Source organism: Dyella sp. OK584 (genome assembly GCF_057787755.1).
The window spans coordinates 4,277,657-4,290,148 of the sequence record NZ_CM173542.1; the positions used below are offsets into that span (position 1 = coordinate 4,277,657).

At 62.8% G+C, this 12,492-nt stretch carries 12 protein-coding genes; all 12 read left to right on the plus strand.

What is annotated here, in order from left to right:
• Nucleotides 1-125: 125 nt before the first annotated feature.
• The 12 genes from frr (at nt 126) to AC3CBN_RS19355 (ending at nt 12,451) form a co-directional block, all read left to right on the plus strand.
• The gene (gene frr / locus AC3CBN_RS19300) at nt 126-683 is read left to right on the plus strand and encodes a ribosome recycling factor (RefSeq protein WP_488634607.1); all 558 of its coding nucleotides are present in this window, start codon (nt 126-128) and stop codon (nt 681-683) included.
• A gap of 19 nt (nt 684-702) precedes the next feature.
• Nucleotides 703-1,443, plus strand: coding sequence for a polyprenyl diphosphate synthase (gene uppS, locus AC3CBN_RS19305; RefSeq protein ID WP_488634608.1), 741 nt, complete (start codon nt 703-705; stop codon nt 1,441-1,443).
• A gap of 13 nt (nt 1,444-1,456) precedes the next feature.
• Complete coding sequence (locus AC3CBN_RS19310) at nt 1,457-2,275, plus strand: phosphatidate cytidylyltransferase (RefSeq protein WP_488634609.1); 819 nt, start codon at nt 1,457-1,459, stop codon at nt 2,273-2,275.
• Nucleotides 2,272-3,462, plus strand: coding sequence for a 1-deoxy-D-xylulose-5-phosphate reductoisomerase (locus AC3CBN_RS19315; protein ID WP_488634610.1), 1,191 nt, complete (start codon nt 2,272-2,274; stop codon nt 3,460-3,462). The genes AC3CBN_RS19310 and AC3CBN_RS19315 overlap by 4 nt, the downstream gene beginning before the upstream one ends.
• Nucleotides 3,463-3,484: 22 nt before the next feature.
• A complete protein-coding gene (gene rseP / locus AC3CBN_RS19320; protein WP_488634611.1) occupies nt 3,485-4,831 on the plus strand; it encodes an RIP metalloprotease RseP in 1,347 nt (448 codons plus the stop codon).
• Between the two features lie 215 nt (nt 4,832-5,046).
• Complete coding sequence (gene bamA / locus AC3CBN_RS19325) at nt 5,047-7,491, plus strand: outer membrane protein assembly factor BamA (protein ID WP_488634612.1); 2,445 nt, start codon at nt 5,047-5,049, stop codon at nt 7,489-7,491.
• Nucleotides 7,492-7,609: 118 nt separating this feature from the next.
• Nucleotides 7,610-8,638, plus strand: a complete 1,029-nt coding sequence (gene lpxD, locus AC3CBN_RS19330; RefSeq protein ID WP_488634613.1) for a UDP-3-O-(3-hydroxymyristoyl)glucosamine N-acyltransferase — start codon at nt 7,610-7,612, stop codon at nt 8,636-8,638.
• Nucleotides 8,631-9,104 (plus strand): 3-hydroxyacyl-ACP dehydratase FabZ, encoded by a 474-nt coding sequence (fabZ, locus tag AC3CBN_RS19335; RefSeq protein ID WP_488634614.1) that lies wholly within the window; start codon nt 8,631-8,633, stop codon nt 9,102-9,104. The genes lpxD and fabZ overlap by 8 nt, the downstream gene beginning before the upstream one ends.
• Nucleotides 9,101-9,874: an acyl-ACP--UDP-N-acetylglucosamine O-acyltransferase gene (gene lpxA, locus AC3CBN_RS19340; protein ID WP_488634615.1), complete on the plus strand. Its 774-nt coding sequence runs from the start codon at nt 9,101-9,103 to the stop codon at nt 9,872-9,874. Before fabZ ends, lpxA begins: the two co-directional genes overlap by 4 nt.
• Nucleotides 9,875-9,939: 65 nt before the next feature.
• Nucleotides 9,940-11,151, plus strand: a complete 1,212-nt coding sequence (gene lpxB / locus AC3CBN_RS19345; protein WP_488634616.1) for a lipid-A-disaccharide synthase — start codon at nt 9,940-9,942, stop codon at nt 11,149-11,151.
• A gap of 40 nt (nt 11,152-11,191) precedes the next feature.
• Nucleotides 11,192-11,788, plus strand: a complete 597-nt coding sequence (gene rnhB, locus AC3CBN_RS19350; RefSeq protein ID WP_488636772.1) for a ribonuclease HII — start codon at nt 11,192-11,194, stop codon at nt 11,786-11,788.
• A gap of 450 nt (nt 11,789-12,238) precedes the next feature.
• On the plus strand, nt 12,239-12,451 hold the full coding sequence (locus AC3CBN_RS19355) for a hypothetical protein (RefSeq protein ID WP_488634617.1): 213 nt from the start codon (nt 12,239-12,241) through the stop codon (nt 12,449-12,451).
• The last annotated feature ends 41 nt before the right edge of the window (nt 12,452-12,492 follow it).

A 12,492-nucleotide genomic window follows, 5' to 3' on the forward strand; every position in this document is an offset into this window, starting at 1 on the left:
TATCGCGAGCACCCGCTCCCCACCTCGATCCTCTCCCCAGAGGAAGAGGAAGAAAGCCGCGCAATCCCAACGCCCCGCTACCCCCTGCTATACTCAACGGCTTGCACGGTTCAAGGGGTGTACGCATGCTCAACGACATCAAGAACGATGCCCAGACCCGCATGGGCAAGAGCATCGACTCGCTCAAGCACGACCTGACTCGCCTGCGTACAGGCCGCGCCAGCACGGCGCTGGTTGAAGGCATCAAGGTGCCTTACTACGGTTCGGACATGCCGCTGAACCAGGTCGCCACGATCGCGCTGGGCGATTCGCGTTCCATCATCATCACCCCGTTCGAGAAGACCCTGGTCGCCCCCATCGAAAAGGCCATCATGGCTTCCGATGTTGGTATCACGCCGACCACTGCAGGCACCGTGATTCGCCTGAACATGCCGCCGCTCACCGAAGAGCGCCGCCGCGAAATGGCCAAGCACGTGGCGCACGAAGGTGAAAACGCCAAGATCGCTATCCGCAACGTGCGTCGCGACGCCATGCAGCAGGTCAAGGATCTGCTCAAGGAAAAGCTGATCACCGAGGACGACGAGCGCAAGGCCGAGGACGAGATCCAGAAGCTCACTGATCGCTACGTCAAGGACGTCGACAGCGCCGTCAAGCAGAAGGAAGAGGAGCTGATGGCGCTCTGAGCGCCATCACCCTCGCATCATGACCAGCGCCGACCCCGCGCGGATACCGCGCCACATCGCCATCGTGATGGACGGCAATGGTCGCTGGGCAAAACTCCGCCACCGGCCGCGCACCTTCGGCCACAACGCCGGACGCAAGGCCGTGCGCGATGTGGTCGAGGGCTGTCTGCGCCAGGGTGTCAAGGTACTCACCCTGTTCGCGTTCTCCAGCGAGAACTGGAAGCGCCCGCAGGACGAGGTCGGCGCGCTGATGGAGTTGTTCCTGCGTGCGTTGGACAAGGAAGTGGACGAACTGCACGGCAATGGCGTGCGCATCCGTTTCGTGGGTGACCTCAACGCGTTCGATGCTGGCCTGCGTCAGCGCATGATCGCCGCCATGGCGCGCACCGCCGGCAACGATGCGCTTCACCTGAACATCGCCGTGAACTACGGTGGCCGCTGGGACATTGTGCAGGCTGCCCGCAAGGCCGCCGAATCAGTGGTGCGCGGCGAACTGCGTGCAGACGAAATCGACGAGCAGTTGCTGGGCCACTGGATGTGCCTGGCCGAGCTGCCACCGCTGGACTTGTTCATCCGTACTGGCGGCGAATGCCGCGTCAGCAACTTCCTGTTATGGCAGCTGGCTTACGCCGAGCTGCATTTCACCGATACCCTGTGGCCCGACTTCGACCAGGCTTGCCTGAAGAGCGCCATCGAAGACTACGCCCGCCGCGAACGCCGTTACGGCAAAACCGGCGAACAGGTCGCCCTCAAGGCGTAACCCAAGGATCTGCATGCTGCTCCAGCGCACCCTCACCGCCCTGCTACTCGCTCCCTTGGTGATCGGCCTGATCCTGCTGACGCCGACCTGGCTGTTCGCACCGATCGTCGCCATCGCTTTCCTGGCCGCCATGTGGGAATGGACCCGACTGTCCGGTCTCAAGGCCACTGCGCCGCGAGGCAGCCTGCTGGCTTTGACTGCCCTGCTGCTAGCGCTGTGCTGGTACGCGCGAGGCACCGCCTGGTGGCCGGTATTGATCGGCATCGGCGTCGCGTGGTGGCTGGCAACCGGCCAATGGCTGCGCCATTTCGCCTTCGGCGCCGCACCGACACGCGAAAACTGCCTGTTCAAGCTGGGCGCCGGCCTGCTGGTGATCGTGCCGGCCTGGGTGGCGGTGGTATCCATCCATGGATCCGGCACGCAGGGGCATTGGTGGACCCTGCTCGCGCTGCTCATCGTCTGGGCTGCCGACATCGGCGCATACTTCAGCGGGCGCCAGTTCGGTCGCCGCAAGCTGGCCCCCACCATCAGCCCCGGCAAGACCTGGGCAGGTGTCTATGGCGCCTTCGTGGGTGGCGCACTCGTCGCCCTGGTTGGCGGCCTCCTGCTGGATGTGCATGACGGCAAGTTGGTTGGCCTGCTGGTGTTGTCGGCGGTGACCGTGATCGCCTCCATCGTGGGCGACTTGCTGGAGAGCCTGATGAAACGCCACGCCGCGGTTAAAGATTCGGGCAACCTGTTCCCGGGCCACGGCGGCATGCTTGATCGACTCGACAGCGTGTTCGCCGCATTGCCAGTATTCGCTGCAGGCAAGTTGCTGCTGGGCCTATGAGTAGAAGCGCACTTCGCAACGTCGCCGTAGTGGGAGCCACGGGCTCCATTGGCGGCAGCACGCTTGATGTGATCGCCCGTCATCCGGAGCGGTTCCGCGCCAGCGTGCTCACTGCACATAGCAATGTGGCGGCGCTCGCCGAACTATGCGTGCGCCATCGGCCGGATCTCGCGGTCATCGCCGATCCAGCACTGGAAGGCGAACTCGCCCGCCGCCTTGCCGCAGCCAATATCCGTTGCGATATCGCCAGCGGACATGACGCCGTCACCGCAGCCGTATCGGGCAACTTGTGCGACACCGTCGTGGCCGCGATCGTGGGCGCTGCCGGGCTCGATTCCACGCTCGCCGCCGCACGCACAGGCAAGCGCCTGCTGCTGGCGAACAAGGAATCCATCGTCATGGCCGGCCCGCTGCTGCTGGAGGCACTGGCAGCCGGTGGTGGCGAACTGATCCCGGTGGATTCCGAGCACAACGCGATCTTCCAGTGTTTGCCCGGCGGTCGGCCCAGCCTGGCCGCGAGTGGTGTGCGGCGCCTGATCCTCACAGCCTCCGGCGGACCGTTCCGCGGGCGCACTCGCGCCGAGCTGGCCAGTGTGACGCCCGAGCAGGCCTGCAAGCATCCGAAATGGGTGATGGGCCGCAAGATCTCGGTCGATTCTGCCACCCTGATGAACAAGGGTCTCGAAGTGATTGAGGCGCACCATCTGTTCAGCGCCTCGCCCGCCAACATCGAGGTGCTGGTGCATCCGCAAAGCTTGGTGCATTCGTTGGTGGAATACGTCGATGGCTCGGTGCTCGCCCAGCTGGGCAACCCTGACATGCGCACTGCGATAGCACACGCGCTGGCCTGGCCTGCGCGCGTGGAAGCCGGAGTACCGCCGCTTGATCTTGCCACCTCCGCGCCACTGGCGTTCGAGCAGCCCGATCTGGCCACCTTCCGCTGCCTCGCACTGGCTTTTCAGGCATTGCGGGCTGGTGGCGACGCACCCGCCATCCTCAATGCCGCAAACGAGGTGGCGGTGGAAGCCTTCCTCACCGGCGGCCTGCCCTTCCTCGGCATCGCCGACCTCGTCGAGAGCGTGCTTACGGAACTGCCGTCGCAAGCTGTGGTCGATGTCCAGACCCTGAATGAACGCGACCGGTCAGCCCGCGAGGCCGCCCGCCGCATTCTCCGCAACGCTTGCTGACAAGCCTGATAAGCTCTCACAGATGAATCCTCTCTTTGGCTCAGTGTTCTGGTTACTTGTCACGCTTGGCGTGCTGGTCACCTTTCACGAATTCGGCCACTACTGGGTAGCACGGCGCTGCGGCGTCAAGGTGCTGCGATTCTCCGTGGGCTTCGGCAAGGCCATCTGGAAGCGCATCGGCAAGGACGGCACCGAATATCAGGTCGCCATGATTCCTCTGGGCGGCTACGTGAAGATGCTCGACGCCCGCGAAGGCGAGGTCGACCCCGCACTGGCTGGCCAGGAATTCACCGGCAAGCCGGTGTGGCAGCGCATCGCCATCGTGGCGGCGGGCCCCGGCTTCAATCTCATCTTCACGTTGTTTGCGTTCTGGCTGATGTTCATGGTGGGCAAGCCGGACGTGGCCCCCGTGGTCGCTGCCGCTCCGCAGAGCATGGCGTCCGAAGCTGGTATCCGCTCAGGTGACCGCATTCTGGCCATTGATGGCAATCCGGTGGCGACCTGGAGCGACTCCATGGATGCCGTGGCCAATGCCATGCTTGGTCGCGACCCGCTGTCGCTGCAGGTTCGCGGCACCGATGGCGCCGAACGCAAGCTGATACTGCCGCTCAACCAGCTATCCGCTGGCGAGGACATTGGCCAGTACTTCGACCAGCTAGGCCTGAAGCTCGCGCCACTCCCGCCCGTCGCCGCCACAGTGCTCGTCGGCAAGGCGGCGGCTGAAGCGGGCATGCACGGCGGCGATCGGGTGCTGTCCATCAATGGCCAGTCCGTGACCAGCTATGAGGATTTCCAGCACCTAATTCCCGCTGAGGCGGCCAAGTCGCCCCATCTGAATGTGGTCGTTGAGCGCGACGGAAAGACCCTGCCGCTGTCGATCACCGCGCGCATGGAATCGCTGGAAGGCCAGCCCACCAACTGGGTGATTGGCGTTTCACCGCTGGAGCGCGAGACAGCCGTGCTGCGTTATGGCCCGTTCAAGGCCGTGACGGCCTCACTGCAGACCACCTGGAACAGCGCCGCCACCACCTTCAACATGATCGGCAAGATGTTGACCGGTCAGGCATCCACCAAGAACTTGTCAGGCGTCATCGGCATCGCCCAGGTAGCCAACGCCTCGGCGAATATGGGCGCGGGTTGGTTCCTCAGCTTCCTGGCCATGGTCTCGCTCAGCCTGGCGATTCTCAACCTGATGCCCATCCCCGTCTTGGACGGGGGTTACCTGCTGTATTACCTTATTGAGTTGGTCAAGGGCAGCCCTGTCAGTGAGCGCGTGATGATGGCCGGTCAGTATGTCGGCCTGGTTCTGCTGTTCACGTTAATGGGGTTGGCTTTCTACAACGACATCCATCGCTTCCTTCCTTCGTGACGCGTGCCGACTTTGCCGAAAGTCGCATGGTGTCCGGGGGTATGGCGTATCCATGGCGCGGGCAGCAACGCGCGCCGCTGGAACATGGCGATGGTTTACCCGATGCATCTGGGGAAGATGCAAGCACCCTTTCAAGGCTGGGCTCGTCCTGGCTTCACGCATTGATCGGGGCGGCTGACGCCGCCTCATCGAAATAAAAACTAACGGAATCGACGATGAAGCGTATCGCCGCCCTGATCTTGCTTGCCTCCCTGACCGCCAACGCCCTCGCTTTCGAGCCGTTTGTCGTTTCCGATATTCGTATCGATGGCCTCAGCCGTATCTCCACCGGTACGGTGTTGAACTACCTGCCCATCAACAAGGGCGACCACCTGACCAACGATGGCGCCCAGCGCGCCATTCGCGCCCTGTATCAAACCAAGTTCTTCAGCGACGTCGAAATTGATCGCGAGGGCGACATCCTCGTCGTCAAGGTGATCGAGCGTCCGTCCATCGCCAAGCTGACGCTGCGCGGCAACAAGGACATCAAGGAAGACGATCTGCGCAAGGGCCTGAAGGAGATTGGCCTGTCCGAAGGCGAAACCTTCGACCGCCTGTCGCTCGACCGCGTGCAGCAGGAGCTGGTGCGCCAGTACTACAACCGTGGCAAGTACAACGTGTCGGTCGATCCGCACGTGGCCAACCTCGATCGCAATCGCGTGGCCATCGACATCGAGATCCGCGAAGGCAAGGTCGCCAAGATCAACGAAATCAATATCGTCGGCAACAAGGCGTTTACCGACAAGGAAATCCGCAAGGGTTTCGAGTCGGATACGTCGAACTGGCTGTCCTGGTACTCCAAGGACGACCAGTACTCGCGCGAGAAGTTGTCCGGCGACCTGGAGAAGCTGCAGTCCTACTACATGGACCGCGGTTACGCCGACTTCGGTGTGGACTCCACGCAGGTGGCGATCGCACCAGACAAGCGCTCCATGTACATCGCCGCCAGCGTCAAGGAAGGCGACATCTACACCATTTCCGATGTGCATCTGCTCGGTGAGCTGATCCTCCCCGAGGAGTCGCTCAAGCAGCTGGTGTTCCTGAAGAAGGGCGACACCTTCAATCGCAAGGCAATCGAAGCCAGCACCAACTCGATCAAGAGCATCCTGGCCAGCATCGGCTACGCGTTCGCCAAGGTGACGCCCGTGCCGAAGCTGGACAAGGACAAGCGTACCGTCGACCTCACGCTCTACATCGAGCCGGGCAAGCGCGTGTACGTGCGCCGCGTGAACTTCCAGGGCAACACCCGTACCGAAGACGACGTGATGCGCCGCGAAATGCGCCAGCTGGAAGGCAGCTGGTTCTCGCAGCCAGCGATCGACCGCTCCAAGATTCGTCTGCAGCGCCTGGGTTACTTCAAGACCGTCAACATCGACAAAGCCTTGGTGCCCGGCACCGAGGACCAGGTCGACCTGACCGTGAAGGTGGAAGAGCAGTCCGCCGGCAGCTTGATGTTCGGCGTGGGTTACTCGCAGTACTCGGGCATCATCCTGTCCGCGTCCGTGTCGCAGAACAACTTCCTCGGCACCGGTGACAGCTTCACTGTGGGCGCGTCGCGTAGCGACTACTCCACCGCCATCAACGCGAGCTACTTCAACCCGTATCTCACCGACAGCGGCGTGGGTATCGGTTACAACGCCGGTTACACCAAGAGCAACTACGGCGACACCAACAGTGACTTCGTCAACTACGAAAGCAGCCTGAAGTCGTTCTCGACCTTCCTGAGCTTCCCGATTTCCGAAACGGACAACGTCCGCACCGGCCTGGGCATCAGCAGCAACAAGATCAACCTCAGCTACCAGTACATCGACACCAACGGCGTCATCCAGACGGCGAACTATTCGCCACAGGTGCTGATCGACTACCAGAACGCGCTGGGCCACCAGACCATCCATACCTGGGATGCCACGCTGGGCTGGACCCACGACACCCGCAACGGCTACTGGGCGCCCACCCGCGGCGGTCTGGTCTCGTTGTCGACCGACATCGCACTGCCTGGCTCCACCGTGCAGTACTACAAGATCTTTGGTGAGGCCAACCATTACTGGCCGATCGGCAAGGGCTTCGTGCTGTACGTCGATGGCCAGGTGGGCTACGGCAAGGCCTATGGCCAGACTTTCGACTACAACGGTGGCACCACCTACAAGGCCGGGGACCCGATCACCTTCCCGTTCTGGGAGAACTACTACTCCGGCGGTGTGCGCGACGTACGTGGCTTCCAGGACAACACACTGGGTCCTCGCGTTTGTACGGGCGTGGACACTACTGGCAAGCCGATCCAGCCGAACTCCAACGGCACTTGTACCGGCAGTGTGTACAGCTATGCGCAGCCGTTGGGCGGCGCGTTCAAGGTGCTTGGCACGGCCGAGCTGTACCTGCCGCTGCCGTTCCTCAAGGACATCAACACCGCGCGCGTGTCGTGGTTCGTCGACATCGGCAACGTGTACCAGGACTACCAGAGCTTCAAGGCCAGCGACCTGCGCGCCTCGACTGGTATCTCGCTGCACTGGCAGGCGCCGATCGGTCCACTGATCATCAACTTCGCGGTGCCGATTCGCACCAAGCAGGATGACGGTCACTACGAGGAGCGCATCCAGTTCACCTTCGGCAGCCAGTTCTGATGGCATAAGTGGCCTGAAGGGTCGGACAAAAAAAGGCGCGGCCATGCCGCGCCTTCTTTTTTTCATGCGCCCAATGGGGCCAAACCCCTACAATGGCGCGATTGCAGGGAGCCTGAGCATGAGTGTTTTCCAGACTACGGTGTCTGAACTTGCCGAAAGGTTTGGCCTCGCCTTCCATGGCGATGGTGGCCGTGTCATCGACGGCGTAGGCACCCTTGCCGGCGCCGGCCCCAGCCAGCTGAGCTTCCTTTCCAACAGCAAGTACGCCTCGCAGCTAACCGATACCCGCGCAGGCGTCGTGGTGTTGCGCGAGGAAAATGTCGTTGACAGTCCCGTGCCCGCACTAGTGGCGCGTGATCCCTATGTGGCTTACGCGAAGATCGCGGCGCTGTTTGAGCGCCTGCCAGCCGCACCGCAAGGTATCCATCCCACAGCGGTAGTCGCTGCTGGCGCGCGCGTGGCGCCGACTGCCAGCATCGGTCCCGGTTGCGTGATAGACGACGGCGCAGTGGTGGCAGATGGCGCAGTGCTGGGCCCGCACTGCATCATCGGTCCGGAATGCACGGTGGGTGCGCAGTGTCGCCTGGTGGCGCGCGTCACCTTGGTCATTCGCGTCACGCTCGGCAAGCGCGTGCTGGTCCACCCGGGCGCGGTCATCGGTTCGGACGGTTTTGGCCTCGCCTTCGATCGCGATCACTGGATCAAGCTGCCGCAACTCGGCGGCGTCCGCATTGGCGACGATTGCGAAATCGGCGCCAACACCACCATCGACCGCGGCGCGCTCGATGACACCGTGCTGGAAGAAGACGTGCGATTGGACAACCAGATCCAGATCGCGCACAACGTTTATATCGGTGCGCACACGGCCCTGGCTGGCTGCGCCGCGGTCGCCGGCAGCGCCAAAATCGGACGTTACTGCATGATCGGCGGCAATGCCGGCGTGTTGGGCCATCTGGAAGTGGCCGACCGAGTTACCATTACCGCCAAGAGCCTGGTCACGCATTCCATACGCGAACCCGGTGAATATTCCTCGGGCGTTCCGTTGCAGGAAAATCGCCAATGGCGACGCAACGCCGCCCGTTTCAAGCATCTCGACGAATACGTGCGCCGGATTTCGGCGTTGGAGAAGGACAGCAACAATGAGTGACCTCACCGTGCCCTTCCATCTTCCGGTAACTGTGGAACATATCCAGCAACTGCTGCCGCATCGCTATCCTTTCCTGCTGGTCGACCGCGTGATCGAGCTGGTGCCGGACAAGAGCGTGGTGGCACTGAAGAACGTGACCATCAACGAGCCGTTCTTCCAGGGCCATTTCCCTGGCCACCCGGTCATGCCGGGCGTACTGCTCGTGGAAGCCATGGCACAGGCTGCCGGCCTGCTCACGCAGATCTCCAGCCGCCTCAAGGGCAACACCGGTAGCCCGCTGTTCTACCTGGCCAAGGTGGACAACGCACGCTTCAGCGCACCTGTGGTGCCAGGCGACCAACTGCGCCTGGAAGTCACGCTCAAGCGCCTGCTGCGCAGCATGGGCCTGTTCGAGGCGCGCACCTTGGTCGACGGCAAGGAAGTGGCGAGCTGCGAACTCATGTGCGCTGCGAGGTCCGAGAAATGATTCATCCCACCGCGCAGATCGATCCCTCCGCCGTTATCGGCGACAACGTCAGTATCGGTGCGTTTAGCGTGATCGGTGCGGACGTGCAGATCGGCGAAAGCACGGTGGTTGGCCCGCACGTGGTGATCGAAGGCCCTACGCGCATCGGCCGCGACAATCGCATCAGCCAGTTCGCCTCGCTGGGCGGCGCGCCGCAGGACAAGAAATTTACCGGCGAGCGCACCGAGCTGATCATCGGCGACCGCAACCAGATCCGTGAGTTTGTCACCATCAATCGCGGCACGGGTGATGGCGGCGGCGCCACCCACATCGGCAACGACAACTGGCTGCTTGCGTATGTGCATGTGGCACATGACTGCCAGATCGGCAACAACACGGTGTTCTCCAACTACTCCGCGCTGGCGGGACATGTGGAAGTTGGCGACTGGGTGGTGATGGCGGGCTTTTCCGGCGCACACCAGTTTTGCAAGATCGGTGCGCATGCCTTCATCGGCATGGGTTGCCTGCTGGGTTCGGACGTGCCTCCATTCGTGACGATGGCCAACGAGCAGCGCGGACGCCCGCGTGGCATCAACAGCGAAGGCCTCAAGCGCCGCGGCTTCGATACCGCGCGCATCTCCGCGATCAAGCGCGCCTATCGCACACTGTACATGGCGGGCCTCACGCTCGCTGATGCGCGCGAGCAGCTAAGCCTGCAGGCCTCGGACAGCGAGGATGTGCGTGCCATGCTGGAATTCATTGATCGCAGCGAGCGATCGTTGGCGCGCTGATATGAGCTCGGCTCATATCCGCCCATCAAGCACTCGCGCTGGCTCTGGCGGCAGTCGTTAGCGCCATGTCTTCAGGCGAATCGACCACGCAGCCACTACTCATCGCACTGATTGCCGGAGAAGACTCCGGCGATCAGCTCGGTGCCGATCTCATCACCTCGCTTCGCCGTCGCTATCCCGATGCGCGCTTCGTCGGCATTGGCGGCGCCCGTATGCAGGCCGTGGGCTTCGAGTCCTGGTACGACATCAAGGAGCTTTCGCTGTTCGGCTTCGCCGAGGTGGTGTCGCACCTACCGCGGCTGTTGCGGCTGCGCAAGGAACTCGTCGCGCGCCTGATCGCCGCACGGCCTGCAGTGGTGGTTGGTATCGATGCACCGGACTTCAACCTCGGCGTGGAAAAACGCCTGCGCGAGGCCGGCATCCGCACGGTGCATTACGTAAGCCCGTCGGTATGGGCATGGCGCGAAAAGCGCGCCGAGAAGATAGGTCGCAGTGCCGATCGTGTCCTGTGCCTGTTTCCAATGGAACCGGCCATCTATGCCAGACACGGTATCGATGCGCGCTTCGTCGGCCACCCGCTGGCGGACCGTTTTGCGCTGGTATCGGATCGCACTGGCGCACGCGACTTCCTGCAACTGCCGCAGAACGTACCCGTGCTCGCCGTGCTGCCGGGCAGCCGTGCGTCGGAAATCAAACAGCTGGGCAGCATCTTCCTCGATGCCGCGCGCCAGGTTGCCGCGAACCTGCCCGGCTTGCGTATCATCGTTCCCGCAGCCAATGAGCGTGTGTACGCCAGCCTCAAGGCCATGCTCGGCGATGCGACAAACGATACGGCGCCGGTGCTGTTCAACGGTCACGCCCATGAAGCCATGCTCGCCGCCGATGTCGTGATGCTTGCGTCCGGCACCGCGGCGCTCGAAGCCATGCTGGCCAAGCGACCGATGGTGGTGGGCTATCGCGTCTCGCCGGTGAGCTACCGCATTGCGCGTGCGCTCAACATGCTTAAGACGGACGTCTATTCGTTACCCAACATCCTGGCACGCGCCGGTGGCATGGGCGACGACGTGGTACTTGTTCCCGAGCTGATGCAGGACGACTTCACCGTGAACAAGCTCGCCGATGCGACACTGGCACTGTTCCACGACAGCGAGCGGCGCGGCGCGATCGTTGCAGCGTTTGAGCAATTGCACCTGGCGCTGCGCGGTGACCTCGAAGGCCACGCAGGCGACCTGGCGGCTGACGCCGTGGCGGAACTGGTGGAGGCCGGTCATGCCTAGCGCGAAAACCAGGGCAAGCACGCTTTGCGCTCCCGCCGCGATGATGAAAGCGGTCGTCAGGCTCATCGCCGGCGTCGATGAAGCGGGTCGCGGGCCGCTGGCTGGCCCTGTCGCCGTCGCCGCTGTCATTCTCGACCCTGCTCGTCCCATCAATGGCTTGAACGATTCCAAGAAGCTCAGCGAGGCCAGGCGCGAGGCGCTCTATCCGCAGATCATCGAAAACGCGCTGGCGCATTGCGTGGTGATGGTGATGCCGGACGAGATCGATCGCATCAACATCTTCCAGGCCACCATGACCGGCATGTGCCGCGCGCTGGGTGGACTGAGCCCGGCCGCGCATGAAGCATGGATCGACGGCAATGCGTTGCCGCGCGAACTGCCTTGCGCCGGCCGCGCCATCGTGGGCGGCGATGCGCTTGAGCCTGCGATCAGCGCGGCATCGATCCTCGCCAAAGTCAGCCGCGATCGCTTGATGGTGACACTCGATAGCGAATATCCCGGCTATGGCTTCGCCGAACACAAGGGCTATGGCACGCCCGCCCACCTTGAAGCTCTCAAGCGGCTGGGTCCCTGCCCCCATCACCGGCGCAGCTTCGCCCCGGTGAAGTTGCTGGTTGATCAGGGTGTGTTGTTCTGATTCCGCCGGGTGATTGGACGTCTATATCCAAGCCGCTGCGACTTCCGCTCAAGCATCAAGAAGGCCAAATGCGAGGCGCCGGAGCATGCCCAATGGCCCTCGTCACCTGCGTGCAACGGAGTTAGAATACATTCGACTTCCGGAAGGCCGTGACCTGCGACGGGGTGCCGGCAAAGTCAGGAGCCAACGGCCCATACCGTTCTCTCCGTATTCGTCACACCGGTTTTTCGTCGAGACAACCTTTTCTGCCATTGCTGCATCCCAAGGGATACAGGAAGCGAAGTTGCCGGGCCGCCTGCAGAGCAGAGCCCACGCCAACCAACCGTTACGCCAGATTCCGCGGCGCGGTGCACTTCATCAAGGCATGGACGCATAGGTAGACCCGCGTGGTCCCCCCAGCCATGCGGCCTTGAAACGCAAACGCGTGTATTTGACCGCAGGAGTCGTGTCATGACGCTTCCCAACCGCCCGCGCAACAACGCACTTCCAGACAACGACCAGATCGCAGCGCCGACGCAGCTCCTTACCCCCGAGGAGCTAGCCACCATCGTCGACGCCGAATACCAGCATGTCGACTACGACCGCCACCCGCTGTCGGTAAGCAGTCTGGACCACTACATCGATAATTCGACCGGAGATGGGCGCTTTCACATCTCAGGGTGAGTGAGAGCGCGGACGACGACGGCACGGTTGCCGCGTGCCGT